This is a genomic window from Streptomyces sp. NPDC093260 (assembly GCF_040683715.1).
Classification (GTDB): Bacteria; Actinomycetota; Actinomycetes; order Streptomycetales; family Streptomycetaceae; genus Streptomyces; species Streptomyces sennicomposti.
Map to the genome: position 1 here is coordinate 88,949 of NZ_JBFBEK010000015.1, position 23,519 is coordinate 112,467.

At 73.8% G+C, this 23,519-nt stretch carries 27 protein-coding genes; 13 read left to right on the forward strand and 14 right to left on the reverse strand.

Annotated elements, in window-relative coordinates; translation table 11 throughout:
* Positions 1 to 223: 223 nt before the first annotated feature.
* The 6 genes from AB0N63_RS20530 (at position 224) to AB0N63_RS20555 (ending at position 5,518) form a co-directional block, all read left to right on the forward strand.
* Positions 224 to 1,285, forward strand: coding sequence for a helix-turn-helix domain-containing protein (locus AB0N63_RS20530; RefSeq protein WP_365530424.1), 1,062 nt, complete (start codon positions 224 to 226; stop codon positions 1,283 to 1,285).
* A gap of 304 nt (positions 1,286 to 1,589) precedes the next feature.
* Positions 1,590 to 2,135 (forward strand): hemerythrin domain-containing protein, encoded by a 546-nt coding sequence (locus tag AB0N63_RS20535; protein WP_365530425.1) that lies wholly within the window; start codon positions 1,590 to 1,592, stop codon positions 2,133 to 2,135.
* Complete coding sequence (locus AB0N63_RS20540) at positions 2,132 to 3,241, forward strand: hydrogenase expression protein HypE (protein WP_365530426.1); 1,110 nt, start codon at positions 2,132 to 2,134, stop codon at positions 3,239 to 3,241. Before AB0N63_RS20535 ends, AB0N63_RS20540 begins: the two co-directional genes overlap by 4 nt.
* A gap of 95 nt (positions 3,242 to 3,336) precedes the next feature.
* Positions 3,337 to 3,543: a hypothetical protein gene (locus AB0N63_RS20545; RefSeq protein ID WP_365530427.1), complete on the forward strand. Its 207-nt coding sequence runs from the start codon at positions 3,337 to 3,339 to the stop codon at positions 3,541 to 3,543.
* 86 nt (positions 3,544 to 3,629) lie between these two features.
* The gene (locus tag AB0N63_RS20550; protein ID WP_009193049.1) at positions 3,630 to 3,776 is read left to right on the forward strand and encodes a hypothetical protein; all 147 of its coding nucleotides are present in this window, start codon (positions 3,630 to 3,632) and stop codon (positions 3,774 to 3,776) included.
* Between the two features lie 80 nt (positions 3,777 to 3,856).
* Positions 3,857 to 5,518 (forward strand): molybdopterin-dependent oxidoreductase, encoded by a 1,662-nt coding sequence (locus AB0N63_RS20555; RefSeq protein ID WP_365530428.1) that lies wholly within the window; start codon positions 3,857 to 3,859, stop codon positions 5,516 to 5,518.
* Between the two features lie 66 nt (positions 5,519 to 5,584).
* Here AB0N63_RS20555 and AB0N63_RS20560 read toward each other — a convergent pair whose 3' ends face one another.
* Both AB0N63_RS20560 and sigK read right to left on the reverse strand, forming a co-directional pair.
* Entirely contained in the window at positions 5,585 to 6,334 is a 750-nt protein-coding gene (locus AB0N63_RS20560; RefSeq protein WP_365530429.1) for an anti-sigma factor, read from the reverse strand.
* Positions 6,331 to 6,915 (reverse strand): ECF RNA polymerase sigma factor SigK, encoded by a 585-nt coding sequence (gene sigK, locus AB0N63_RS20565; protein ID WP_365530430.1) that lies wholly within the window; start codon positions 6,913 to 6,915, stop codon positions 6,331 to 6,333. Before sigK ends, AB0N63_RS20560 begins: the two co-directional genes overlap by 4 nt.
* A 269-nt stretch (positions 6,916 to 7,184) precedes the next feature.
* Between sigK and AB0N63_RS20570 the strand changes: the two genes are divergently transcribed.
* On the forward strand, positions 7,185 to 7,727 hold the full coding sequence (locus tag AB0N63_RS20570; RefSeq protein WP_365530431.1) for a hypothetical protein: 543 nt from the start codon (positions 7,185 to 7,187) through the stop codon (positions 7,725 to 7,727).
* 21 nt (positions 7,728 to 7,748) lie between these two features.
* Positions 7,749 to 8,552: a DUF3566 domain-containing protein gene (locus AB0N63_RS20575; RefSeq protein ID WP_365530432.1), complete on the forward strand. Its 804-nt coding sequence runs from the start codon at positions 7,749 to 7,751 to the stop codon at positions 8,550 to 8,552.
* A gap of 78 nt (positions 8,553 to 8,630) precedes the next feature.
* Here the strand turns inward: AB0N63_RS20575 and AB0N63_RS20580 are convergent, their stop codons facing one another.
* From AB0N63_RS20580 to AB0N63_RS20595, 4 genes are all read right to left on the reverse strand, one after another.
* Complete coding sequence (locus AB0N63_RS20580) at positions 8,631 to 9,554, reverse strand: DMT family transporter (RefSeq protein ID WP_365530433.1); 924 nt, start codon at positions 9,552 to 9,554, stop codon at positions 8,631 to 8,633.
* A 230-nt stretch (positions 9,555 to 9,784) separates the two neighbouring features.
* A complete protein-coding gene (locus AB0N63_RS20585) occupies positions 9,785 to 10,654 on the reverse strand; it encodes a ribonuclease BN (RefSeq protein WP_365530434.1) in 870 nt (289 codons plus the stop codon).
* A gap of 144 nt (positions 10,655 to 10,798) precedes the next feature.
* Positions 10,799 to 11,056 carry a DUF3040 domain-containing protein gene (locus AB0N63_RS20590; RefSeq protein WP_019983631.1) on the reverse strand — a complete coding sequence of 86 codons (258 nt, stop codon included), beginning with the start codon at positions 11,054 to 11,056 and terminating at the stop codon, positions 10,799 to 10,801.
* 243 nt (positions 11,057 to 11,299) lie between these two features.
* Positions 11,300 to 11,875 (reverse strand): hemerythrin domain-containing protein, encoded by a 576-nt coding sequence (locus AB0N63_RS20595; RefSeq protein WP_365530435.1) that lies wholly within the window; start codon positions 11,873 to 11,875, stop codon positions 11,300 to 11,302.
* 148 nt (positions 11,876 to 12,023) lie between these two features.
* On the opposite strand from AB0N63_RS20595, the gene AB0N63_RS20600 reads away from it, so the two are divergent.
* Positions 12,024 to 13,667 (forward strand): ubiquinol-cytochrome c reductase cytochrome b subunit, encoded by a 1,644-nt coding sequence (locus AB0N63_RS20600; protein ID WP_365530436.1) that lies wholly within the window; start codon positions 12,024 to 12,026, stop codon positions 13,665 to 13,667.
* A 108-nt stretch (positions 13,668 to 13,775) separates the two neighbouring features.
* On the opposite strand, the gene AB0N63_RS20605 is transcribed toward AB0N63_RS20600, so the two are convergent.
* From AB0N63_RS20605 to AB0N63_RS20620, 4 genes are all read right to left on the reverse strand, one after another.
* The gene (locus AB0N63_RS20605) at positions 13,776 to 14,264 is read right to left on the reverse strand and encodes an SPW repeat protein (RefSeq protein WP_197073972.1); all 489 of its coding nucleotides are present in this window, start codon (positions 14,262 to 14,264) and stop codon (positions 13,776 to 13,778) included.
* 141 nt (positions 14,265 to 14,405) lie between these two features.
* On the reverse strand, positions 14,406 to 14,798 hold the full coding sequence (locus tag AB0N63_RS20610) for a cytochrome c oxidase subunit 4 (RefSeq protein ID WP_365530437.1): 393 nt from the start codon (positions 14,796 to 14,798) through the stop codon (positions 14,406 to 14,408).
* Positions 14,795 to 16,513 (reverse strand): cytochrome c oxidase subunit I, encoded by a 1,719-nt coding sequence (ctaD, locus tag AB0N63_RS20615; protein ID WP_365530438.1) that lies wholly within the window; start codon positions 16,511 to 16,513, stop codon positions 14,795 to 14,797. The genes AB0N63_RS20610 and ctaD overlap by 4 nt, the downstream gene beginning before the upstream one ends.
* A gap of 34 nt (positions 16,514 to 16,547) precedes the next feature.
* The gene (locus tag AB0N63_RS20620) at positions 16,548 to 16,829 is read right to left on the reverse strand and encodes a hypothetical protein (RefSeq protein ID WP_365530439.1); all 282 of its coding nucleotides are present in this window, start codon (positions 16,827 to 16,829) and stop codon (positions 16,548 to 16,550) included.
* Positions 16,830 to 17,173: 344 nt separating this feature from the next.
* Between AB0N63_RS20620 and AB0N63_RS20625 the strand changes: the two genes are divergently transcribed.
* Together AB0N63_RS20625 and AB0N63_RS20630 are read left to right on the forward strand one after the other, a co-directional pair.
* Complete coding sequence (locus AB0N63_RS20625; RefSeq protein WP_365530440.1) at positions 17,174 to 18,310, forward strand: enolase C-terminal domain-like protein; 1,137 nt, start codon at positions 17,174 to 17,176, stop codon at positions 18,308 to 18,310.
* A gap of 196 nt (positions 18,311 to 18,506) precedes the next feature.
* The gene (locus tag AB0N63_RS20630) at positions 18,507 to 19,934 is read left to right on the forward strand and encodes an FAD-binding oxidoreductase (RefSeq protein WP_365530441.1); all 1,428 of its coding nucleotides are present in this window, start codon (positions 18,507 to 18,509) and stop codon (positions 19,932 to 19,934) included.
* A gap of 196 nt (positions 19,935 to 20,130) precedes the next feature.
* Here the strand turns inward: AB0N63_RS20630 and AB0N63_RS20635 are convergent, their stop codons facing one another.
* A complete protein-coding gene (locus AB0N63_RS20635) occupies positions 20,131 to 20,325 on the reverse strand; it encodes an antitoxin (RefSeq protein ID WP_365530442.1) in 195 nt (64 codons plus the stop codon).
* Between the two features lie 232 nt (positions 20,326 to 20,557).
* Here AB0N63_RS20635 and AB0N63_RS20640 point away from each other — a divergent pair, with 232 nt between their 5' ends.
* Positions 20,558 to 20,971 carry a hypothetical protein gene (locus tag AB0N63_RS20640; protein ID WP_365530443.1) on the forward strand — a complete coding sequence of 138 codons (414 nt, stop codon included), beginning with the start codon at positions 20,558 to 20,560 and terminating at the stop codon, positions 20,969 to 20,971.
* A gap of 243 nt (positions 20,972 to 21,214) precedes the next feature.
* On the opposite strand, the gene AB0N63_RS20645 is transcribed toward AB0N63_RS20640, so the two are convergent.
* The gene (locus AB0N63_RS20645) at positions 21,215 to 21,694 is read right to left on the reverse strand and encodes an ATP-binding protein (RefSeq protein ID WP_365530444.1); all 480 of its coding nucleotides are present in this window, start codon (positions 21,692 to 21,694) and stop codon (positions 21,215 to 21,217) included.
* A 215-nt stretch (positions 21,695 to 21,909) separates the two neighbouring features.
* A complete protein-coding gene (locus AB0N63_RS20650; RefSeq protein ID WP_019983642.1) occupies positions 21,910 to 22,065 on the reverse strand; it encodes a DUF6131 family protein in 156 nt (51 codons plus the stop codon).
* Positions 22,066 to 22,267: 202 nt separating this feature from the next.
* Here AB0N63_RS20650 and AB0N63_RS20655 point away from each other — a divergent pair, with 202 nt between their 5' ends.
* The gene (locus AB0N63_RS20655) at positions 22,268 to 22,663 is read left to right on the forward strand and encodes a hypothetical protein (RefSeq protein ID WP_365530445.1); all 396 of its coding nucleotides are present in this window, start codon (positions 22,268 to 22,270) and stop codon (positions 22,661 to 22,663) included.
* A 58-nt stretch (positions 22,664 to 22,721) separates the two neighbouring features.
* Here the strand turns inward: AB0N63_RS20655 and AB0N63_RS20660 are convergent, their stop codons facing one another.
* A complete protein-coding gene (locus tag AB0N63_RS20660; RefSeq protein ID WP_365530446.1) occupies positions 22,722 to 23,519 on the reverse strand; it encodes a polysaccharide deacetylase family protein in 798 nt (265 codons plus the stop codon).

Consider the following 23,519-nt stretch of genomic DNA (forward strand, 5'->3'; position numbering starts at 1 on the left):
TTCTCTTTCGAGCTAGGCAGCGCTCATATGCTAACGCCCTGGCAAGTCGATCATCACACCGGGGGCTGCCGGCGACCGGAGCCGCGCCCCGGCGCGGGGCCGGTCCGCCCCGAACCCGCTCCCCCACCGGGGGTCCGGCACGGCTCGGCCGGGGGTTTGGCACGACGCCGTGCCGTGGGTTAAGAAGACGCCAGCGACCGATCAAGGCTTTGGGGGAGTGGCTGTGACACGGCCGGAGGGGCTCGACGCGTATCTGGAGGGCTACACGCGCATCCTGGCCGACGTGTGCGCCACCGGCCGCCGCCTCACCCGGGACGAACTGGAGGCGCTGCGCGGCCAGGGGGAACGCGCGGCCGAGGCCGGTCACGGGCTGCGCACCCTCGTCCGCCGCCACCTGGCCGAGACCCGCGCGTTCGCGCCCAGCCTCGCCACCGCCGGCGTCGACCTGGTCCTCGCCGCCGTGGAACAGGCCGTCGACGCCTTCGCCGAGGGCCACGAACGGGCGCAGAAACTCGCCATGCGCCAGGAAGAGGCCGACCGCCGGGAGTTCATCGACGACCTCCTCTACGGCCGCAGCGACCTCGGCCGCCTCGCCGAGCGCGCGGAACGCTACGGCCTGCTCTTCTCCCGCGCCCACGCCGTCGCGGTCGCCCAGGGCGCGCGCCCCGTCGACGACACGCACCCGGCCACCCGGCACATCGAGACCTCGATGCTCGGCCGGTTCGGCGACCGTCGCATCCTGCTCACCACCAAGGACGGCCGGCTCGTCTGTGTCGCCCCGGGCGACCAGGACGACGTCCTCGCCTTCTTCGCCAAGCACGCCTACGCCGCCACCGACGGCGGCCGGGTCGCCGTCGGGCGCCCCCACCCGGGCGCGGGCGGGGTGGTCCACTCCTACGAGGAGGCGCTCAACGCCCTAGAACTCGCCGACCGCCTCGACATCCGGGAACCCGTGCTGCGCGCGGCCGACCTCCTGGTGTACCCCGTGCTCACCCGCGACCGGCAGGCCATGGCCGACCTCGTGCGGGACACCCTCGGCCCGCTGAAGGCCGCGCGTGGCGGGCCGCAGCCACTCCTGGACACCCTCACCGCGTACTTCGACGCCGGCTGCACGGCCGCTGAGGCTGCGCGCCGCCTCAGCCTCAGCGTGCGCGCCTTCACCTACCGTCTGGCACGCATCCACAAGCTGACCGGCGCGGACCCGGCCGACCCCGCGCACCGCTATACGCTCCAGACGGCGGTGATCGGCGCCCGCCTGCTCGGTTGGCCGGACACCGAGGTGTGAGGCCGCGCGGCGCTGCGGGATGCCTCACCACGGCTCGTCCGGACACGTGTGTGCCCTGAGGAGGGGCGAGTGTGCCGTGCGAGGCGGAGTGCCGGCCACGGGCCGGCGGCTCGGCCGGTGTGTTCGCACCCGGGCACGGAGGGCTGTTCACGCCGCTCCGGCGGGCCGCTCACTCCGCTGACCCCGTACAGCGCGCGGAGCCGGGCGACCGGTGCGAGCCTGGTGCGGGACGGACGAGCCGCCCCGAGCCGGACGGCGCCCGTCGCCGACCCGTACGGCCGCCGCCCCGGGCGAGGAAGGTGCGATGGACGCCATCGAGCTGTTGCAGCACGACCACCGCAGAGTGGAGCAGCTGTTCCGCGACCACCGCGCCGCGGCCTCCGCGACCCAGCGGCGCGCGGTGGTCGAACTGACCGTCCGCGAACTGTCCCGGCACGCCGCGCTGGAGGAGATGGCGCTCTACCCGCCGGCCCGGAAGGTCCTCGCGGACGGTCCGCGCCGGATCGAGGAGCGCCTGAGCGACGACATGGCCGTCAAGAGGCTGCTGCTCGCCCTCGACCGGCTGCCGTCCGGCGACGACCGCGAGGGCGACCTCATGACCCAGCTGCGGCGCGAGTTCGAAGAGCACGTGCGCGAGCAGGAGGGCGAGCTGCTGCCCGAACTGCGCGCCCGTCTGACCCCGCAGCATCTGGCCGAGCTGGGCCGGCGCCTCGACCGGGCCAGGCGCGGCGCCCCGACCCGGCCCCATCCGAACGCACCCGACCACCCCCCGGCGCTGACGGTGCTCGGCCCGGTGGCCGCCGCCTACGACCGACTCCGCGACCGTCTCCAGGGAAGGCCGAGCACATGACCATCGACAGCGGAACCAGCCGCGTCAGCCAGGAGCCCGAAGCGGCCGGGGAACGGCCCGGCTTCGACGAGATCTCGATCCTGTGGATCTCCGAGGGCATGAGCTGCGACGGCGACACCGTCTCCATGACCGCGTCGGACCAGCCGTCGATCGAGGACGTCGTACTCGGGCTGATCCCCGGACTGCCGAAGGTCAACCTGTACAACAAGGTGCTCTCGCCGAGCCTGGGCGGCGAGGACTACCTCGTCCCGTTCCGCGCCGCGGCCCGCGGCGACCTGGGCCCCTTCATCCTGGTCATCGAGGGCTCGGTCCCCAACCAGAACATCATCGAGGGCGACGGCTACTGGACCTCCTTCGGCAACGACCCGGACACGGGCGAACCCCTCACCCTCAACTGGTGGATCGACCAGCTCGCCCCCCGGGCGTGGGCCGTCGTCGCCGTCGGCACCTGCGCGACGTACGGCGGCATCCACGCGATGGCCGGCAACCCCACCGGCTCGATGGGCCTCGCGGACTACCTCGGCTGGGACTTCCGGTCGCAGGGCGCGCTGCCCATCGTGAACGTGCCCGGCTGCCCGATCCAGCCCGAGAACTTCATGGAGACCCTCACCTGGGTGCTCTACCACGCCGCGGGTTCGGCGCCGCCCCCGCCGCTGGACCACATGCTGCGTCCGCAGTGGCTGTTCGGCAAGACCGTGCACGAGGGCTGCGACCGGGCCGCGTACTACGAGCAGGGCGACTTCAGCCGCGACTACAACTCGCCCAAGTGCCAGGTGAAGATCGGCTGTTGGGGGCCGGTGGTCAACTGCAACGTGCCCAAGCGCGGCTGGATGGCCGGCATCGGCGGCTGCCCCAACGTCGGCGGCATCTGCATCGGCTGCACCATGCCCGGCTTCCCCGACGCGTTCATGCCGTTCATGGACGAGCCCACCGGCGGCAGCCTGTCCTCGGTCCTCATCCGCCCCTACGGCGCCTTCATCCGGCGGATGCGCGGCATCACCAGCATGGCCGTCAACAAGGAACCCAGGTGGCGCCACAACCGGGACGAGCTGACCAGCGGCTACGACCCGCACTGGCGCGCCGAGAGGGAGAGCGGGGTGCGCTGACCCCGGCGCCCGGGCCCCGGCCCCCCGGAACGGACCGCGGGCCCCTCAGGCGACGACAGGACCTTCCCCCATCCACCGAGCGCGAGGAGCGGATCATGGGCAGCATCAGAGTCGGCCGCCCCGACGTGAAGCCCGACACCCCCCGGCACGTCACCGGACTGCACGAGGGCAACAGGGGCCCCCACCACCGGCAGCAGGGGCATCACCGGGACGGCACGTCCGACGCCCGCCGGTCCACCGGCATCCACTGGAAGAAGCACGACGCGATCTCCCAGACCATGCCGAACATCTCACCGGGCTGACCGCCCGGCCCGCACGGCCCGCCCACGCCCCGGCCGTGGAGCGGACACCGGCAACGCCCGGGACGACACCAGAGGAAGGAACGGGGATGAAAGCCAAACAGGTGCTGACGGCGGAGGCCGCCGTGATCGGCGGACTGGCGCTCGCCCTGCTGGTCAAGGAACTGCCCGGCATCGTGCGCGAGATCAGGATCTGGCGGATGGTCGGCGTCCGCCCGCGCGCCGGCCACGCCTGACCACCGGGCGCACCCGACCCGCGCGGAGGAACACCGGGTCCGCCGCCAATCCGCCCCGGCGCCGGGACCGGATTCCCCGCGTGAGGGATCAGGAGAAGGAACGGCGCGCACCGAAGACCCCGCTGCGCCTGGCACTCGGCGCGTTCAGCGGGGCACTGGCCGGGTGCGCCGGGCTGGCGGTGGCCGAACTGTCGGCCGCGGGAGTGCGCCCGCAGTCCGGACCGGTCGTCGCGGTGGGCGGTGCGGCCATCGACCGCACCCCCGGCGCGGTGAAGGACTGGGCGGTCCGCCAGTTCGGCACGGACGACAAACTCGTCCTGCGGCTCGGCATCCTCGCCGTGCTGACCCTGCTGGCGGTGGCGCTGGGCGTGCTGGCGGCACGGTACCGGCGGGCAGGGGCCGCCGGGGTCCTCCTCTTCGGACCCGTCGGAGCGCTGGCCGCCACCGGCCGCCCCGACTCGCCCGGCCCCACCGACGCCCTGCCGTCCCTGGCCGGCGCACTGGCCGGTGCGCTGCTCCTGTACGCCCTGACCGGCTCACTCGGCCCCCCGAAGGCACCACGCGAGCCGGACCCCCGCGACCGGGACCACGGCGGCTCCCGGAACCGGGACCTCGGCAGCCCTCGCGACCGGGACCTCGCAGGCCGGCAGGACTGGAACCGCCGGGGCTTCGTCCTCAAGGCCACCGCCGCCGCCGCGTCCTCCGCGGTGGTCGGCCTCGCGGGCCGGTCGCTGAGCGACGCAGGCGGCCGGGACGCGGCCGCCTCCCGCGACCGTGTCGTCCTCCCGCGCCCCGGTTCCCCGGCCCGCCCGGTCCCCGCGCGGGCCGGACTCCGCATCGCCGGCCTCAGCCCCTTCACGACCCCGAACCGCGACTTCTACCGGGTCGACACCGCACTGGTCGTACCGAAGACCGACGCGACCCGGTGGCGGCTGCGCATCCACGGCAGGGGAGTGCGCCGCCCGGCCGTCTACTCCTACGACGACCTGCTGCGCCGGCACCTGATCGAACGGGACATCACCTTGACCTGCGTCTCCAACGAGGTCGGCGGCCCCTACACGGGCAACGCCCGCTGGACCGGCGTACGGCTGGCCGAACTGCTCGCCGAGTGCGGGGTCCGGCCGCCGTCCGGGGGTGGACCCGCCGACCAGCTCGTCGCCCGCTCGGTGGACGGCATGACCTTCGGCACCCCGGTCGAGGAGGTGCTGGACGGCCGCGACGCGATGCTCGCGCTCGGCATGAACGGCGAGCCGCTGCCCTTCGCGCACGGCTTCCCCGTCCGCATGGTGGTCCCCGGCCTGTACGGCTACGTCTCCGCCTGCAAGTGGATCGAGGACATCGAACTCACCACCTTCGACTCCTACGACCCCTACTGGGTCGAGCGCGGCTGGGCCCGGCGGGCGCCGGTCAAGACCGGGTCGCGTATCGACACCCCCAAGCCCTTCGCCCGGCCGCGGGCGGGCACGGTGATGGTGGCCGGCGTCGCCTGGGCGCAGCACCGGGGCGTCGACAAGGTCGAGGTACGGGTGGACGACGGCCCCTGGCGGCAGGCGCACCTGGCATCCGAGGACACCAGGGACACCTGGCGCCAGTGGTCGCTGCCCTGGCAGGCGACCGGGGGCGGCCACACCCTCACCGTGCGGGCCACCGACCGCACCGGCCGGGTCCAGACCGAGCAGCGCGCCCCCACCGTCCCCGACGGCGCGAGCGGATGGCACTCCGTCGTCGTCACCGTCGAGTGACCGGCGACCGCGCGGGACACGAGGAGGGGCCCGTCACGACGGGCCCCTCCTCCTTCCGGTGCGCCGTCAGACGGGCATCCCCAGCAGGGCGACGGGCGTGGTCGTCGGCTGCCGCGACCCGCCCGCCGGCTCCACGGTGATCCCGACGCCGGAAGCACCGTCCACGGCCCCCCGCATCGGCACCGCCTGGGCGGTGGGGCCGGGGTCCATCAGGCCCGCCGAGCGCATCGTCCCGCCGTCGTCGAACCACAGCTGGTAGATCCTGCCGCTCGGCGGCCGCACCATCCCCGAGGCCAGGAACACCGCCCGGTCACGGCTCGCCGAGACGACCAGGGTGCCCGCGCCGCCGGCCACCCTCACCGAGCGGGTCCGCGCGTCCGGCGCGGCCAGCACACCGGCCACCTCCTCTGCCTGCCGCTCCGCCCGGGCGGCGTCGTGCAGGGCGTCCCGCGCCCGCTCGTGCTGCCACACCGCCGTACCGCCGAGGCCCACCGCCGCGGCCACGCACGCGGCCAGCGCCCACCGGGCCGGACCACGCCCGCGCGGCGCGGCGCGCCGTACCCGGTGCAGCGGCGCGGTGCCCGGCGGCAGCTGACGGACGGCGCCGATGCGGTGCAGCACCCGCTCCCGCAGCGCGGGCCGGACCGGCACGGAGGCGGCCGGCGCCAGCCGGGCCGCCGTGGCCGAGAACTCCGCGACCTCCCGCGCGCACGAGGAACAGCCCGCCAGATGGCGCTCGAACGCGGCCCGCTCGTCGTCGGGCAGCGCGTGCAGCGCGTACGCGCCGGTCAGGGCGTGCGGGTCGGTGGCCCTCACGCGGTCACCCCCAGGCAGTCGCGGAGCCGGATGAGACCGTCGCGCAGCCGGGTCTTGACGGTGCCGAGCGGCAGCGCGAGCGCCTCGGCGACCTGCCGGTAGGTCAGGCCCCGGTAGTACGCCAGGGTGACCGACTGGCGCTGAAGGTCGGTCAGGGTGCGCAGACAGCGCCGCACCTGCTCCTGCTCCAGCCGGGTCTCCACCTGCTCGGTCACCTGGTCGTACTCGGGCGTCCGGTCCAGCAGCGCGGCCCGGTGGTCACGGGCGGCGGCGGCCTCCGCCGACCGGACCCGGTCCACGGCGCGCCGGTGGGCCAGGGTCAGGATCCAGTTGAGGGCGGTGCCCCGTTCGGGCCGGTAGCGCGGCGCGGTGCGCCACACCTCCACCAGCACCTCCTGCGCCACCTCCTCGGACTGCGCCTGGTCGCGCAGCACCGCCCGGACCACCCCGAGCACGGAGCGCACCACGGCGTCGTAGACCGCGGCGAACGCCTCCTGGTCGCCGAGGGCCACCTCGCGCAGCAGCCGCTGAAGGTCGGGCTCGGGCACCGGTTTCGTGCCGATGTACACGGCTTCTCTCACGACGGTTCTCTCTCCAGGTGCGGTTGGCGGGACGTCCCCGTGTGATCCGAGACCGCGGCGGCCGCGGATTGGTCGCACACCATTGACGCATCCGGCACGGCCCCTTCCGGCCGCGGGCGGTGGCACAGCCGTTCGGGGGAACCGCGGATGCGGGGCGGTGACGGCCCGCATACGGTCGAAACCGCACACCAGCAGGGGACCGAGCCGGGCGGCCCGGACGGCGTCCGCACGTCCCCGGGCGCGTCCGCGGCGCAGGAGGCCGGCCGACGATGAGACTCAGCAAGCCGCGTCGCCGCGACCCCGCCCGGCCACGGCTCGTGGACCGGTGGCACGAGGCCGCGGAGCGCCGGCTCACCCCGGTGCGGCGCTCGCTGATCGTCACCTGGATCTCCTTCGGCACGACCTTCGGCGCCGTACGCGTCATCACGCACGGCATCCGGGGCGGCTGGCTGCCCTGGGGCGACATCTCCCTGGGCGGCCGGCACCTGCACCACTACAACCTCGGCATCGCCACGCTCGCGGCGGTGGGCCTGATCGCCGTACGCGGTGACGGGCGGGCCGTGGGACACCCCGGCGTGGCGGTCGCGTACGGCTGCGGAACCGCGCTGATCTGCGACGAGTACGCCCTGCTCCTGGACCTCCAGGACGTGTACTGGGCCGAGCAGGGACGGCTCAGCGTCGATGTCTCGCTGGGCGTGATGTCCGTGCTGGGCGCCTATCTGACCGCCAAACCGTTCTGGCACGAGGTGGGCCGCGTCACCCGCGACCATGTCGCCTCCGCGGCCGCCCGCGGCCTGCACGGAGGTGCCTGACCACCCCTCACGGAGGCACGCATGCGCAGGAACAGACGAGCACCGCGCCGCACGGACGGCGACACGACGGGCGCGGAGCGGCGCGTGGACGAGGACGGCACCGGTACGTCGGCCGGCAGAACGCCCGGTACGGGCCCCGCCTCCTCCGGCGTCCCGTCACCGACGGACACCGGCACGGACGCCGGCGTGGCAGCGGCCGCCGCGCCGGCGGACCCCGTCCCGGCGCGCCCCGGCCCGGCCGCGTCCGCCCCGGCGGCGGCCTCCGCCCCGACCGGTCAGTCGGTCCCGGGCGCCGCCCTCGCCGACGGGCCGGCCACAGCCGACGCCACCGAGGCGACCGCTACCGCCGCTGCCGACGCCGCCCCTGCCGGCCGGGACGAGATACCTCCCGGCCAGGGCCCCCGAACACCCGGCGGCATGGACGCCCTGTGGACGTCGCCCGACGGGCCGGAGGGGCCGATGGGCCTGCGGGTGCGGGTGCCCAGGACCGATCCGATGTCGGTGCTGATGACGAGTTTCCTGGTGTCCACCGGACTCATGGTGTGCGCGGCGGTGACCATGCCGCCCCTGTGGATCGTGCTCACCCTGCTGGGCGAGGAGCTGTGGCTGCCCCCGCTGTGGCAACTGGCCCTCGGGATCGTGGCGGTCCTGGCCGTCACCGTGTTCGCGACGCTGTGCGCCCTCTGCTACAACCTGTCCGCCCGCTGTGGCGGCGGCGTGCGCGTCGCCCTGGCCGAAGCCCTCCCGGACACCGCACCGCCCGAACCGGGCGAGGACCGGGACCCCGAACCGGAACCGGCGACGGCAGGCCCGACCGGCCCGTAGCCGCCCGTACGGGGGCCGTACCAGGACGCCCGTGCGGAGGACGGACCACGCCCCGCACCGCCCGGGGACACGCCTCGTTCACGACCGCTGCCGCTCCGATCGCGCGCCGTCCGGTCCGGCACCTCCGCGCTCGCCCGGCGCCGCGTCCCACTGGTCGCCGGCCGCCGCGCCGGCCAGACCCACGCTGCCCACCCCCACCAGCGCCACGCCGATCGCCTCCGGCAGCACCCGCACCCCGAGCCCGATGTACTCCTGGAACAGCACCCAGCCCAGCGCCACGCTGGTCAGGGCGTCCCCCAGGGTGAGCGCGGGCTGCGAGGCGGTCAGGCTCCCGGCGCGGAAGGCGCTCTGCAGCAGCAGGAAGCTCAGCGCCCCGACGGCCAGGGCGACGTACAGCGGCCACTGCGTCAGCACGGCGCCCACGCCCTGTCCGAGCCGCCCCATGACCTCCTTGATCAACGCCGCCGTCGCCGCGAACGACACCGCCGTCGCCAGCCCGAGCAGCCCCGCCCTGGGCGCGCCCGTGACCAGGCGGGAGGCGCCGAGCACCACGACCACCACCCCCAGCACCGCCGCGCCCACCGGCAGCCAGCTCCCCGGATCGGCCGTGGACCGCCCCTCGGAGGGCGATGCCGCGCCCAGGAACAGGGCCAGTCCGACCGCGAGCGCGGCGAACGCCAGCCAGGTCCGCGAGTCCGGCCGGCGGTGGAAGACGACGCTGCCGACGGCGAGCGTGAACAGCAGCTCGCTGGCCATCAGCGGCTGGACGACGGAGAGGCTGCCCACGGCCAGCGCCGCCGCCTGAAGCACGGTGGAGAGCGCCAGCAGCCCCGCCCCGGCCAGCCAGTACGGGCGGCGCAGCACCCGCACGAGCCAGCGCAGCGCCTGCCGGGCCCCGCTGCCGGCGTCGGACTCGTCGGTCGCGGCGCGCCGCTGGAGGACGGAGGCCGAGGCGTTCGACAGCGCCGCGAGCAGCGCCAGCACGATGGTGAGGGCGCTCACCGGCGACCGCCCGGGCGCGTCCCGGCGGCGGGCCGGTGCCGGGTTGCGGAGGCGGCGTCGGACACGGTGGCTGACCTCGGCTGGGACGGTGAACGCCGGCGGGTGGCCGGGGCTCCGGCGGCCCGGGCGTTCGGGCGGGTGGGGCGGTCACGGAGTAACCCGGCACGGCCGCCGCCAAACGCCCCCGCCCCGGCACACCCCTCCGGCCCCCTGCGCGCCCCGCCCCGCCGTCACCGCAGGCGGGGCAGCCAGTGGTGCTCGCAGAACCAGCGGCCGAACATCGCACCGCCGTAGACGACGAAGCCGACGCCGGTGAGCCACGACTCCACCACGAGGACGATCCCGACCGTGCCGTAGCTGACCGCGTTGTCGACGATGAGCGGGGTGAAGACCAGGTTGGAGAAGACGCGCAGCCCGCCGAGCCCCACCATGGTCGCGATCGCGCCCGGCAGGAGACGCCACCACGGAACCTGCCCGCCCAGCAGGAACCGCTGGCCCCACCAGAAGAACAGCGCGCCGGTGCTCGTGGCCACCGCCACCCGTTCCAGGCCCTGGAACTGCTGCCGGTTCAGCACCTCCTGGTACAGGTACGCCGTCAGCACGGCCAGCCACGTCAGCTGCCGCCACACCCGGTGCCAGGGGCCGGGCGGCAGGCCCCAGATCCGTTCGTAGCCGTTCTGCACGCTGCCCGCGAAGGACACGCCGAACACGGCGAGCAGGACACCGCCCCAGACGCTGGTGGTGCTGATCACCTTGACCGGAGGGCTGATGATGTCGGTCAGCACCCGCGCGGACCGGCCGGACAGCCCCATGCCGTCCACCAGCCAGTACGCGAAGCCGCCCTGGCCCAGGGGATCGGCGGCGGCCACCACGATCAGCAGCGGCGCCAGCGTGACCAGCGAGAGGGTGGCGAACCCCATCGCCCGGTGCATCAGCTCCAGGTCGCGGCCCCGTCGGACCAGCGCGAACGCGCCGAGCCGGTCCTCCACGGCGAGCACCGTGCGCCGCAGCCACGGGAAGCGGTGCCCCCCGGTGTCCGAGTGGGAGGCCGTAGGCCCGCCGTCGTGCCCGGGCTCCTGGCGTCTGCTGTCACCGGTCATCCCGCCGCTCCTCGGGGTCCTCGGGGCCGCGGCCGTGCGGCGGATCGTCCGGTCGGGCGCGCCCGCGGTCCGGCGGCACCGCGTTCCCGCACAAACCGTAAGTCATCCGGGCACCGGTGACGTGCCCGGACGCGGGCGGTGTGCCTATCCGGACCCGGCCGGCTGCTCCGGGACCACCTGCGGCGGCCGGGGATGCTCGGTGGCCGCGCCGGAGGCCAGGGCGGAGGTGAGGGCGAGCAGCACGAAGACGATGGCGGCCAGGAGGTAGACGCGGCGGCGCGGTCCGGCCCTGGGCGGCCGGGGGGCGGTGATCTGCTCGAACGTCTCCAGCTTCTCCGCCAGCAGGGGATCCTGCGTCACCAACTGCTTCTCGATCTGAGCGAGTTCGCGTTCGTAGTTCACGAGAGGCTCCTTCGGATCCGGCGACGGGGCGGATACGGCGGTGCGTCCCGGCGCTCCGTCCGGGAGGCGCCCGGCGCACGCGGGGTGGGCCGCCGCCCGGCCGGGGCCGATGCGGTCCGTAGCTCCGCAGTACCCCCGACGACGTCGGCCGACGCGGAATATCCCGCACCGGGCGGTGGAGTTCCCTGGCGGGTGCTCGCGCCCAGCGGGCCGTCCGGCTGCCCGGCGGGGCGCTCCCGCCCCTCAGGCCCCCGTACGCCACCGCCGCCCGCGCCGCCCCGACCGGTCCCGCAGCCGGTCCAGCGGCCCCCACACCTGCGCGGTGAGCCGTACCAGCGGGGCCGCGTCGGGGGCGCTGGGGCGGGGCCGGGCCGGTGCGGACGCCTCGGTCGCGCGGACCTGGTCGCCGAGATCGCGCAGGACCTCCTCCGGGCACCCGGCCTCCAGCCGCGGGAACAGCGTCTGCTCCTGCTCCACGAACTGCCGCGTCACCCGGGCGACCACCGCCACGAGCAGTTCCGTGAACTCCTCGCCCGCCGGGTCCGCCGCCGTCAGCGCCGCGAGCAGTTCCTCGACCTCCCGGTGCGCGCGCAGCTCGCGCTCCACCCGCTCGTCGCCGTCCGGAACACAGCGCCGCACCGCCGGGTACAGCCGGGCCTTCTCCGCCACCGAGTGGCGCACCAGCGCGGCGGCCGCCCGCTCCACCAGCTCGGTGCGCTCCGTGCCGCCCGGGCGCGCGGCGCGGATGCGGTCGAACAGCGACCGGATGCGGGCGTGCTCCGCCGTCAGTTCCGCCACGACACCGCTTCGAGCGTCCACACCGCGTCCTCACCGTCGCTGTGGCAATGGGGGTGCCCCCGGCACGCCTGCGCCGTGCGCGCGGGCCCCACACCCAAGATTGAAACACCCGGCGGTCCGGCACACCCGGCGGAGACCGGAGACGACACCTGAGGAGCGTGATGCGGGCGTGCTGACACGGCGCCGCAAGGCGAGATTCCAGGCCCGGACCCGGCAGGCCGCCTTCCAGGCATACGTCGTCGCCGACCGGCGCGCTCCCGTCTCGGAACTGGCCGGGCAACTGCTGCGCAAGGCCTTCCCCGACCACTGGTCCTTCCTGCTCGGCGAGATCGCCCTCTACAGCTTCGCCGCCCTGGTGCTCACCGGCTCTTTCCTCACGCTCTTCTTCGACCCGAGCCTGGCCGAGACGCCCTACCGCGGCTCGTACGGCCCGCTGCGCGGCCTGCTGGTCTCCCAGGCCTACGACTCCACCCTGTACCTCAGCTTCGACGTGCGCGGCGGGCTGCTGATGCGCCAGATGCACCACTGGGCCGCACTGGTGTTCGTGGCGGCCATCGGGGCGCACATGCTGCGGATCTTCTTCACGGGCGCCTTCCGCAGACCGCGCGAGACCAACTGGTTCGTGGGCGTCACCCTGTTCCTGCTGGCGCTCCTGGAGGGCTTCTGCGGCTACTCCCTGCCCGACGACCTGCTCTCCGGCACCGGTCTGCGCACCGCGAACTCCATCGTGCAGTCCATCCCGGTCGTCGGCACGTACCTCGCCTACTTCGCCTGGGGCGGCCCCTTCCCGGGCCACCGGATCATCGGCCGGCTGTACATCGTGCACGTCCTGTTCGTGCCGGGGCTGATCATCGCGCTGATCGCCGTCCACCTGATCCTGGTGGTGTACCTCAAGCACACCCAGTGGTCGGAGCCGGGGAGGACCAACCGCAACGTGGTGGGGCTGCCCATGTTCCCTGCGTTCGCCGCCAAGTCCACCGGACTGTCCCTGATGGTCTTCGGCGTCCTCGCCGTCGTGGGCGCGATCGCGCAGATCAACCCCATCTGGGCGTTCGGCCCGTACATCCCTGACCAGGTGTCCACGGACGCGCAGCCGGACTGGTACGTCGGCTTCCTGGAAGGCGCGCTGCGCCTGATGCCCGGCGTCGAGTGGAACGTCGCCGGACACACCGTCATGTGGAACGTGCTGCTGCCGGCCGTGGTCCTGCCGGCGCTGCTGTTCCTGGTGCTCTACGCCTATCCCGCCTTCGAGCGCTGGATCACCGGCGACCTGGTCGAGCACCATCTGTGCGACCGGCCGCGCGACCGCCCGGTGCGCACCGGGCTCGGCGTCGCCGCCCTCGTCTGGTACGCCGTCCTGCTGCTGGCCGGCGGCAACGACGTCATCGCCTACGTCTTCCGCGTCTCCGTCAACGGCTTGACCTGGATCTTCCGGGTCCTGTTCTTCCTCGGCCCTATTCTCGCCTTCATGATCACCAAGCGGGTGTGCCTGGCGCTCCAGAGGCACGAGCGGCGGCTGCTGGAGGAGGGCGAGGAGACCGGCCAGGTGTACCAGGACCTGCCCGGCGGCATGTCCGAACGCCACACGGACGTCGGCGCGCGGGACCGGTACAGGTTCCTCGTCCGCGACATCCCGCTGCCGCTGGAGAGCCCGGGCCCCGGGGCCCCGTCGCGGCACCGGCTGCGGGCCGCGCTCAGCGCCTGGTACTACGGCGAACGCGTCGACGCGCCCGCCACCGCCGAGGAACGGCTGCAGATCGCCGGCCGCACCGCCGACCCCGTGGCGGGCGGGAGCACCGCCCCGCGGGAGTGAGCGGACGGCCGTCCGCCGGGCCGCGGACGCCGTCTGCGGCGTACGGCCGGCCCGGCGGAGCGCCGTGCCCGTGCCCGGGGCACCGGCACGGCGGGCTCTCCCTCTGTGTCATCGGCGGCCCCGGTGGCCTTGACGCGCCACGCCGATGGTCAGCCCCATGGCCGCGAGGCCCAGCGCGGCGGTGATCGCGCCCACCCAGCAGTTGTTCCAGATGATGCCCGCCCGGGCGCTGTGCGTGAGGGTCACCACCCACGGGGAGATGAACAGCCACACGCCGAGCGGCACCAGCGCCCACGACAGCCGGAACATGCGCTCCGGGGCGAGGGCCAGACCGAGCCCGATCAGGCCGATGGTGATGCCCACGATCAGGTTGTTGACGGTGATGGCCGGCTGGATCGCGAAGTGCACGACCCAGGGGGAGATCGCCGCGTACAGACCGGTCAGGAGGATGAGACCTTCGATGGCGATCGCCGGGCCGCTCGACGCGGTGCGTTCCAGCCGCTCGCGCATCTCGGCCATCTCCGGATGCGAGTGCATCATCTCCGGATGGGTGGTGCTGCCCACGTCACTGGAGCTGGAGCGATGTGGATACGACATTGCTGTCGTCTCCTCTCCAAAAGGGTTCCTTTGCCTTGTGCAAGTGTTCCCCCGTGTGGGTGATTTATACCCCTTTTATGTAGATTTCGGAGCGAGTTCCACGGCCCGCCGCGCATGCGGTCCCTCCCCGCGCACCGCGCGTCAGCCGTCGTCGCGGTCCGCGAACTCCAGCACCATGCCGAGCAGCCCGATCGCCAGGACGCCGATCCCGATCAGGAACAGCCAGAAGCCGTAGACGACGCCGACGGCGCAGATCGCCACGCCGGCCGCGGTCACCACGGGATTGCGGCTGTGCGGCGGGAAGAAGGCGAGCCGGCCGCTGCGCTCGTGGACCTCCCCGTCCCGCCGGTCCTCCGGACGCGCTCCCTTGCGCCGGTGGTTGACCAGGCAGAAGAACGCGATCACCGATGCCATGAAGCACGACACGGTCAGCGCGGCGATGCCGGCCGGCTCCCGCGCGAACCAGATGTAGGCCACGTCGGTGAGCAGGAAGAACACGGCCACACCGCCGAAGAGGTACGCCTCGGATTTCATTCGCTCTGCCTCCCCAGGGTGTCGGGAGTGGGCTCCACCGTCCCGTGCCCGCCCCCCGGCAGTTCCCGCAGGACCGCAGGATGGTGCAGGTCGAAGGCCGGGGAGTCGGACCGGACGCGCGGCAGGGCGGTGAAGTTGTGCCGCGGCGGGGGACAGGAGGTCGCCCACTCCAGCGATCTGCCGTACCCCCAGGGGTCGTCCACCTCCACCCTCGGCGCGTGGCGGGCGGTCTTCCACAGGTTGTACAGGAACGGCAGCGTGGACAGGCCGATCAGGAACGCGCCGACCGAGGACACCATGTTGAGCGCGGTGAAACCGTCGGCGGCCAGGTAGTCGGCGTAGCGGCGCGGCATGCCCATCTCGCCCAGCCAGTGCTGCACCAGGAACGTCGTCTGGAAGCCGACGAACAGCGACCAGAAGTGGATCTTCCCCAGCCGCTCGTCCAGCAGCTTGCCCGTCATCTTCGGCCACCAGAAGTAGAACCCGCCGAAGGTGGCGAACACGATCGTCCCGAAGAGCACGTAGTGCAGATGGGCCACGATGAAGTAGCTGTCGGTCAGATGGAAGTCCAGCGGCGGGGAGGCGATCAGGACGCCGCTGAGCCCGCCGAGCAGGAAGGTGACCATGAAGCCCAGGCACCACAGCATCGGCGTCTCGAAGGACAGACTGCCTTTCCACATGGTGCCGATCCAGTTGAAGAACTTCACCCCGGTCGGGACGGCGATCAGGAACGACATCACCGAGAAGAACGGCAGCAGCACCCCGCCGGTGGCGAACATGTGGTGCGCCCAGACGGTGGCCGACAGCATGGTGATCGCGATGGTCGCCCCCACCATGCCGGCGTAGCCGAAGACCGGCTTGCGGCTGAAGACCGGGATGATCTCCGTGACCACGCCGAAGAACGGCAGCGCCACGATGTAGACCTCCGGATGGCCGAAGAACCAGAACAGGTGCTGCCACAGCAGGGCGCCGCCGTTGGCCGGGTCGTAGATGTGGGCGCCGAGCTTGCGGTCGGCCTCCAGGGCCAGCAGCGCCGCCGTCAGCACCGGGAAGGCCAGCAGCGCCAGGATCGAGGTGAACAGCACGTTCCAGGTGAAGATCGGCATCCGGAACATCGTCATCCCCGGGGCGCGCAGGCACAGGATCGTGGCGATGAAGTTCACGGCGCCGAGCGTGGTGCTCAGCCCCGCGACGACCAGTCCCATCGCCCACAGGTCGCCGCCGTGGCCGGGACTGTGCTCGGCCCGGCTCAGCGGCGTGTACGCGAACCAGCCGAACGGCGCCGCCCCGTCGTCCACCGCGAACCCGGACACCACCGTCACCCCGCCGAACAGGAAGAACCAGTAGGTGAGCGCGTTCAGCCGGGGGAAGGCGACGTCCGGGGCGCCGATCTGCAGCGGCATCACCGCGTTGGCGAAGCCGGCGAAGGTCGGCGTCGCGAACAGCAGCATCATGATCGTGCCGTGGAGGGTGAACAACTGGTTGTACTGGTCCTGGTCCATGATCTGCAGCCCGGGACGCGCCAGTTCGGCCCGCATCAGCAGCGCCATCACACCGGCCGCCAGGAAGAAGGCGAACGACGTGACCAGGTACAGATGGCCGATCTTCTTGTGGTCGGTCGTGGTCAGGTAGTCCCGGATCGTCTCCCCGGTACGGCCCTGCGGCGGCCGGGTGGTCCGCTGCGGCTCGGCCAGGCCGGGGTGTGTCTTCGACATGTGCGCCCTCCACGTGCTGAAACCGCGACTCGTCTCACCGCGCCCGGCCGGTGTGGACGTACGGCTCCCGGCGGTCGCCGACGGGCGGCAGCGGGAGCCGTACGCGGACGGGGCGGCCGTGGCCGGCGAGCCGTCGCCGCGGGTCGTGGACGCGGTGGACCTGCCACAGCGTCCGGGCGACGTCGTTCCGGTCTTGCGCCAGCCGGTCGGCGAGGGCGCGGGCCGCGGCGGCCACCCGCTCCGGACCGAGCGGCTCCAGCCCGCGGAGTAGCTCCGAGCACATCGGGGCGCTGGGACGGACGAACAGGTCGCGCATGGTTCACCTCGGGTTCCGCGGCGTAAGCGGGGAAGCGGCCCCCGGTGCTGGTGCTGGTGCTGGTGCTGGTGCTGGTGTCGTCTGTGCCGACGGCCGTGCGGAGCGCGGTCGTGCAGGACGGGGCGGGCAGCCGCATCGGCTGACCAATGGGGTCCCGCTCCGCGCATCGCCGCAAGCGGACATTCGGCCGCCTGCGCCGCACCTTCCCCCTCACGAGTGAACCCGCGGCGGCGGAAGCGGCCGATGCCCGCCCGGTTTGCGGACTCCCGCACGGGTCACCCAAGGTGACGACCGAGGCTGTCGGCGCCGGCAGCCGTGACCGAGGTGACGGCGAAGGAGTACACATGGCAGGGGTGCCCGGTCTCGACCGTCCGATCGACGCCGTGGACGTCCACGCCTTCACCCTGCCCACCGACGGCCCGGACGGCGCCGAGCAGGACGGCACCCTGGAGTGGGACTCCACCACGATGATCCTGGTGCGGGTGCACGCGGGCGGGCGGACGGGCCTCGGCTACACCTACGGGGACGTCTCGGTCGCCGCCTTCCTCTCCGGCGCCGTCGCACCGCTGCTCGAAGGACGAAGCCCCGCCTCGCCGCCCGTCCTGCGGGAACTGACGGGCCGCCGGATCCGCAACGCGGGCCGGCCCGGCGTCGGGGCCATGGCGGTCTCCGCCGCGGACATCGCCCTGTGGGACCTCAAGGCGAGGCTGCTGGACCTGCCGCTGGTCCATGTGCTGCCCGCCCACCACGACCGGGTCCCCGTCTACGGCAGCGGCGGCTTCACCAACTACCCCCTCGACCGCCTCGCCGACCAGCTCGCCGGCTGGACGGAACAGGGCATCGGCCGGGTGAAGCTGAAGACCTCACGCGATCCCGGGCGCGACCCCGAGCGGCTCACCGCGGTCCGCGCGGCGGTCGGCGACGCCACCGGGATCCTCGTCGACGCCAACGGGGCGCTCGGCCGCAAGGAGGCGCTGTACTGGGCGCACCGCTTCCACGACGAATGGGACGTGCGCTGGTTCGAGGAACCGGTCAGCTCGGCCGACATCGAGGGGCTGCGCATGCTGAGCGAGCGGGGACCGGCACGCCTGGAGATCGCCGCGGGGGAGTACGCCTACACCACCCGCGACTTCGTCAACCTGGTCGCCGGGCGCGCGGTGGACTGCCTCCAGGCGGACGTCACCCGCTGCGGCGGGATCACCGGGCTGCTGGAGGCCGCGGGGCTGGCGTCGGCCCATCACCTCGACCTGTCCGCGCACTGCGCGCCCGCGGTCTCCGCCCACGCCTTCTGCGCCGTGCGCCGGCTGCGGCACCTGGAGTACTTCCACGACCACGTCCGGTTCGAGCGCCTGGTGTTCGACGGCGCCCTGTCCCCGGACGACGGCGCCCTGCGGCCCGACACCGACCGGCCCGGCCTCGGCCTCGACGTCCGGTGGTCGGACGCCGAACCCCACCGCGTGTACGGCGAACGCCCCGCCTGACGGCGGCGAACGCGCCGAAACGGCAGGCGCCTCCGCTCGACGCGTACCGCCGCCGGTCCGGCGATAGCCTGCTGCTGAGGGGCAGCCACGGCCGAAGGCCCGCGTATCCGGCTCCTCGGCGGCTTCGCCGGTGTGCCGAGAGGCGCCGCCCGCGGTCCGGGACGGCCCGGCGCGCACCGACACCGAGGAGCCGACCATGTCCACCGACACGGCGAAGGGCGTCCCGGGGGACGCCGCCCTCAACGAGCTGGAGGCGGCCCTGCGCGGCACGCTCGTCCGCCCCGGCGATCTCTCCTACGACGACGCCCGGGCCGTGTGGAACGGCGCCCACGACAAGCACCCGGCCCTGGTCGTCCGCTGCGCGGGCGCCGCGGACGTGCTCAGCGCCGTCGCGTTCGCCCGCGACCGGGACCTGACGGTCGCCGTGCGCGGCGGCGCCCACAGCATCGCCGGGTTCTCCACCTGCGACGACGGCATCGTCATCGACCTGTCGCCGATGAAAGGGGCGTTCGTCGACCCCGATCGGCGCCGGGCTGTCGTCCAGCCCGGCCTGACCTGGGGCGACCTCGACCACGAGACCCAGGCCTTCGGTCTCGCCGTGACCGGCGGGCTGGTCTCCACCACCGGCGTCTCGGGCTTCACGCTCGGCGGCGGCGTGGGCTGGCTGCTGCGCCTGTACGGCCTGTCCTGTGACAACCTGACGGCCGCGCAGGTGGTCACCGCCGACGGCCGCGCGGTGTCCGCCGACGCGGACGAGCACCCCGAACTGCTGTGGGCCCTGCGGGGCGGCGGGGGCAACTTCGGCGTCGTCACGTCGCTGGAGTTCCGGCTGCACCCCGTCGGCCCGCAGGTCCTGGCCGGCCTGGTCTTCTATCCCCTGGACGAGGCACGGCAGGTCGTCACCCGCTGGCGCGACGCCACCGCGGACATGCCCGACGAGCTGACGACCCTCCTCGACCTCACCACCGCGCCCCCGCTGCCGTTCCTGCCCGAGAAGGTCCACGGCACGCGGGTCGTGGTGGTGGCCGGCATGTACGCGGGGCCGCTCGGACGGGGCGAGGCGGCCGTCGCCCCGCTGCGCGGCCTCGGCACCCCCGTCGCCGACCTCATGGCGCCCATGCCGTACACCGTCATGCAGTCGCTGCTCGACCCGCTGTGGACGGCCGGCGCCCACAACTACTTCACCTCGGCGTTCGTCGAGCCGTCCGACACCGTGCTCGACACGCTGCTACGGCTGCACCTGACCACCCCGACCCCGTTCAGCGAACTGCACCTGCACCAGCTCGGCGGCGCCTTCGCCCGGGTGCCCGCCGACGCCACCGCGTTCAGCAGGCGTGACGCGAGCGTGCTGTGCAACGTGATCGCGCGGTCCCCGACGGCGGCGGGTTTCGAGGGCCATGTGGCGTGGGCGCGCGCGGCCCGCCGGGAGATCGCGGCCCACGGCGACGGCGGCCTGTACGTCAACTTCAGCGGCGACGCCGGCGAGGACAAGGTGCGCGCCGCCTACCCGGACGCTGTCTACCGGCGGCTCGTCGAGGTCAAGGACGCCTACGACCCGGCGAACATGTTCCGCCTCAACCAGAACATCCGCCCGTCGGCCGGCCTCACGGCGACGGTCCGGTGAGCCGCCCGCCGGGTGCGCCCACGCGTCGTGCCCGGCCCGCACGGAAGCGGACCGGGCACGGCACGGGCGCCGGCGGCTCACCCGGACCGGGCGCGGGGCGGCGCCGGGCGTCCGCGGCGGGCGGCACGGCACCGGACATCTGCGTCGACGCGGAACCCGGCGCGGCGCCGGTTCTCAGGGCCGGGCGCGTGGCGGGTCACCGCGGCGGCTGGTCCGGGCCCCGGTCCTGGTCGCCCAGTTGCTGCTTCATCCTGTCCTGAGCCGTGTCGACCTGGCTGCGGTACTTGCCCTGGGTGCGCTCGTCGACGTAGTCACCGCCCTTGTCGATGCCCTTGCCGGTCTGCTCCTCGTGCCCCTTCAGCAGGCCCTTGAGCTTGTCCATCATGCTCATCGTGCACTCCTTCGCGGCGTCGTTCCCTCCCAGAATGGCCGACCGTGCCACCCCCCGCACCCGCAGGCCGTACGCCGACCCGGCCCCCTCGGCGCCGGGTCGGTCGCACCGGCGGGCCGCGACGACGTCGGCCCCCCACCGGGCCGGCCCGGGAACCCGGCGGCGGGCGGGCGGACTTGACAGCTCCGCCAGAGCCGAGTTTGCCGACGGAACGAGGGGCAAGGCGGTGCACATGACGGAATCCAACGGCAGTACCGACCAGAAGAACACCGCCGCGAAGGCCCGGCGGGCCGCGGACAAGGCGACCGTGCCGGCCGCCCGGGCCGCCGACGCCGCGACGGCGAAGACGGACACCGCGGCCTCGGCCGCCAAGGCGGGCGCGGCGAAGGCCGCCGAGGCGACCAGCGGCGTCGCGCAGAGCGCCGCGAAGGGTGTCGCGGCGGGCCGTCAGGCCGTCGTCACGGCCTCCGGTCAGGTCGCGGCCACCGCCCGCACGGCGTGGACGCTGATCGCTCAGCGCAAGATCGTCGCCGCGGGCCTCGGCGGCGGCGTCGCCGCGCTCACCGCGGCCTCGTACGCGGTGGGCCGCCGGGCGGGCCGCCGCACCCACGGGCCCCTCACCCGGCTCACCGGCGGACGGATCTGACCACGCCCGGGCACAGGGCGCACGGGCCGGACGACACGGGACGGCGGACCGAGAAGCGGTCCGCCGTCCCGTGTCGCGTACCGGGGCGACCGCCCCGCACCGAAACCCGAGAGCCGAGGACCAGGTCACCGAAGGCCCGAAGACCGAGGACCCGGAGTACCGCAGTGCTCGGCACGGAAGACCCGGTGCGTCCGCCGCGCTGTCATCACGGCCGGGACGCACCGGGTCGGGGGAACGCCGCAGTCACCCCGCCGGCGAGGCGGGAGACATGAGCAACTGCGCGGTGACCTGCTTGCCGGGCGCACGGGCGGTGACGGTCAGGGAATGGCTGACCGCCTTCACGATCTCCAGGCCGTGACCGCCCACCCGGCGGCCGTCGTGCGGCCGGGGCCGGGGCGGCCGGGGCGAGGTGTCCCACACGCTGATCTCCACCAGCCCGCTGTCGGGCCACACCTCCAGACGCAAGCCGCAGGCTCCGGGAGCGTGCCGTATGACATTGGTGATCAGCTCGCTGACCACCAGTTGCGCGTCCTGAGTCACGCGATGGGGGACGGTGCTGCCGCCGGTGGCGCGGACCCGGTCCAGGAAACTGCCGACTGCCGCACGGGCCTCGGCCGCACTGATCGCCCCACTGTCCCAGTGGGCGTGCCAGTGCAGCGCGACACGCGTGTTCCTGTTCCGGTCCGGCCCATCCGACGCCTTCTGCCTAAGCGGGACGGCCATGTGGTTGCCTCAAAGTGTCACAGTGTGTTACTGCTCTTCCGCCTGTGCGGCTACCCCGCCTGACGCGGGATAGACCGTGCACGATCCCTTCACGGCGCCCGGGTTCCCGACCGGCCGGCGAGCAGCGAACGGCCCCACGCCGGGGCGCGGGGCCGTTCGCTGTCGGTCGGGTACGGTGCCCGGTGCCGGGCCGGAAACGAGTGCCGTCCGGTCGGTCACCAATAGTGGCGATGGCCGGCCACCGCGTGTCCCGTACTGCCCAGCAGCCACAGGACCGCGCCGACCACGGCCAGGATGATGCCGATGGTCCAGAGGATGGAAATGCCGGTGACGAATCCGACCACCAGCAGGATGACACCGAGGACGATCATGACCGCCTCCGTATGAGGGGGTTGGTGCTCCTTCCACTGTGCACCCAAAACAGCGACAAATCCTCTCTCGGTGTACGGGGCAACCGTCCGGCCGCGGGTACGCGCCCCTTCGGAACGGATTCGGACGAGCGGGACGAGCCGGATGAACCGGAAAACGCCGGCGGACACGGCCCGGCCGCGTTCTCTCGCGGAGGTGTCTTCGGTGCGGACAGGACTGCTGCGCGTGGTCGGGGCGGCGACGACCGCCTACGGAGTGACGGCCGTCCGTCGGCCGGACTGGCTGGCCGGCCCCGTGGGGCTGACCGGCGAACACGGTAGGACCCACCCGTACACCGCCCTGGCCCTGCGCCCGCTGGCCTGGCGCGACGCGGCCGGTGGACTGGCGATGCTCCTCGCCCCGGCGGGACCGGCCCTGGCCACCGCGGCAGCCGTGCGGATCGCCTCGGACGTCGGCGACGCCGTGCTGTTCGGCCGTGCCGTCACCGGCCGGGTCCGCCGGGCCGGCGCGGTCGCCAGCGCCCTCGGCTGGGCCGCCCTGACGGCCGCGGCCCTGGTCGGCGGCCGTCAGGGCGACGCCACGGCGGGCCGCCCGGCCTGACGCCCCCTCATCGGCGCCCGGCAGGCCGCCCGCGCTCGGCGCAGGGGGAACCCGAAGCTCAGCGCACCGGGAACCCGAAGGAGTACCCCTGCTGCTTCAGCCAGGGCAGCACCTCACGCAGCGCGGCCACGGTCTGCGAGCGGTCCCCGCCCGCGTCGTGGAACAGCACGGTCGGACCGTTGGCCATCTCATGCTCGACGGTGGCGACGATGGCCGCCGCACCCGGCCGTTCGAAGTCCTTGGAATCGACGTTCCAGCCGAGCGGACGCATCCCGTGGGAGGCGGCCAGCGAGCGGCTGTACGGGGTGAACGCGCCCCCCGGAGCCCGGTAGTACATCGGCCGGACGCCCCCCGAGGCCTCGGTGATCATGCGCTCGGCGTCCACGATCTGCTGCGACTGGTACGCCTCGGACTTGTGGTCCATGGCGGTGTCGTGCGACACGGTGTGGTCGCACAGCCGGTGCCCGGCCGCCACGACCGCCTTCACCAGATCGGGGTGCGCCTTCGCCTGCGGGCCCACCATGCAGAACGTGGCCTTCACCCCGTACTCCCGCAGCACCTGGAGCACCTGCGGGGTCCAGGTGGGGTCCGGGCCGTCGTCGATGGTGATGTTGACGCCCCGCTCACCCCGGTCGGAGGCGTGCGCGATGGTCACCGCCACCTTGGCCGCCCCGCCGCCCTGCGCGCCCGCGCCCGCCGCCCCCCCGGCCGACGCGGACGGGCGCCCCGACGCGTGTCCGCTCCCCGAGGGGTCGGCCTGCGCGGTCCACACCGACGCGGCGGTGGCCACCGCGGTCACCCCGAGCGCCGCCGCGAGCACCCGACCGTGCCATCCCCGTCCGTTGTGCCGTGCCAT

Excerpts from the sequence above, each read along its gene's own strand:
- AB0N63_RS20635 (WP_365530442.1), bottom strand. The coding sequence starts at position 20,325 with ATGAGCATGATGGACAAGCTCAAGGGCCTGCTGAAGGGGCACGAGGAG.
- AB0N63_RS20630 (WP_365530441.1), top strand. The coding sequence starts at position 18,507 with ATGTCCACCGACACGGCGAAGGGCGTCCCGGGGGACGCCGCCCTCAAC.
- AB0N63_RS20660 (WP_365530446.1), bottom strand. The coding sequence starts at position 23,519 with ATGGCACGGCACAACGGACGGGGATGGCACGGTCGGGTGCTCGCGGCG.
- AB0N63_RS20540 (WP_365530426.1), top strand. The coding sequence starts at position 2,132 with ATGACCATCGACAGCGGAACCAGCCGCGTCAGCCAGGAGCCCGAAGCG.
- AB0N63_RS20620 (WP_365530439.1), bottom strand. The coding sequence starts at position 16,829 with ATGCGCGACCTGTTCGTCCGTCCCAGCGCCCCGATGTGCTCGGAGCTA.
- AB0N63_RS20575 (WP_365530432.1), top strand. The coding sequence starts at position 7,749 with ATGCGCAGGAACAGACGAGCACCGCGCCGCACGGACGGCGACACGACG.
- AB0N63_RS20550 (WP_009193049.1), top strand. The coding sequence starts at position 3,630 with ATGAAAGCCAAACAGGTGCTGACGGCGGAGGCCGCCGTGATCGGCGGA.
- AB0N63_RS20585 (WP_365530434.1), bottom strand. The coding sequence starts at position 10,654 with ATGACCGGTGACAGCAGACGCCAGGAGCCCGGGCACGACGGCGGGCCT.
- AB0N63_RS20535 (WP_365530425.1), top strand. The coding sequence starts at position 1,590 with ATGGACGCCATCGAGCTGTTGCAGCACGACCACCGCAGAGTGGAGCAG.
- ctaD (WP_365530438.1), bottom strand. The coding sequence starts at position 16,513 with ATGTCGAAGACACACCCCGGCCTGGCCGAGCCGCAGCGGACCACCCGG.
- AB0N63_RS20640 (WP_365530443.1), top strand. The coding sequence starts at position 20,558 with ATGACGGAATCCAACGGCAGTACCGACCAGAAGAACACCGCCGCGAAG.
- AB0N63_RS20545 (WP_365530427.1), top strand. The coding sequence starts at position 3,337 with ATGGGCAGCATCAGAGTCGGCCGCCCCGACGTGAAGCCCGACACCCCC.
- AB0N63_RS20645 (WP_365530444.1), bottom strand. The coding sequence starts at position 21,694 with ATGGCCGTCCCGCTTAGGCAGAAGGCGTCGGATGGGCCGGACCGGAAC.
- AB0N63_RS20570 (WP_365530431.1), top strand. The coding sequence starts at position 7,185 with ATGAGACTCAGCAAGCCGCGTCGCCGCGACCCCGCCCGGCCACGGCTC.
- AB0N63_RS20650 (WP_019983642.1), bottom strand. The coding sequence starts at position 22,065 with ATGATCGTCCTCGGTGTCATCCTGCTGGTGGTCGGATTCGTCACCGGC.
- AB0N63_RS20605 (WP_197073972.1), bottom strand. The coding sequence starts at position 14,264 with ATGTCGTATCCACATCGCTCCAGCTCCAGTGACGTGGGCAGCACCACC.
- AB0N63_RS20625 (WP_365530440.1), top strand. The coding sequence starts at position 17,174 with ATGGCAGGGGTGCCCGGTCTCGACCGTCCGATCGACGCCGTGGACGTC.
- AB0N63_RS20610 (WP_365530437.1), bottom strand. The coding sequence starts at position 14,798 with ATGAAATCCGAGGCGTACCTCTTCGGCGGTGTGGCCGTGTTCTTCCTG.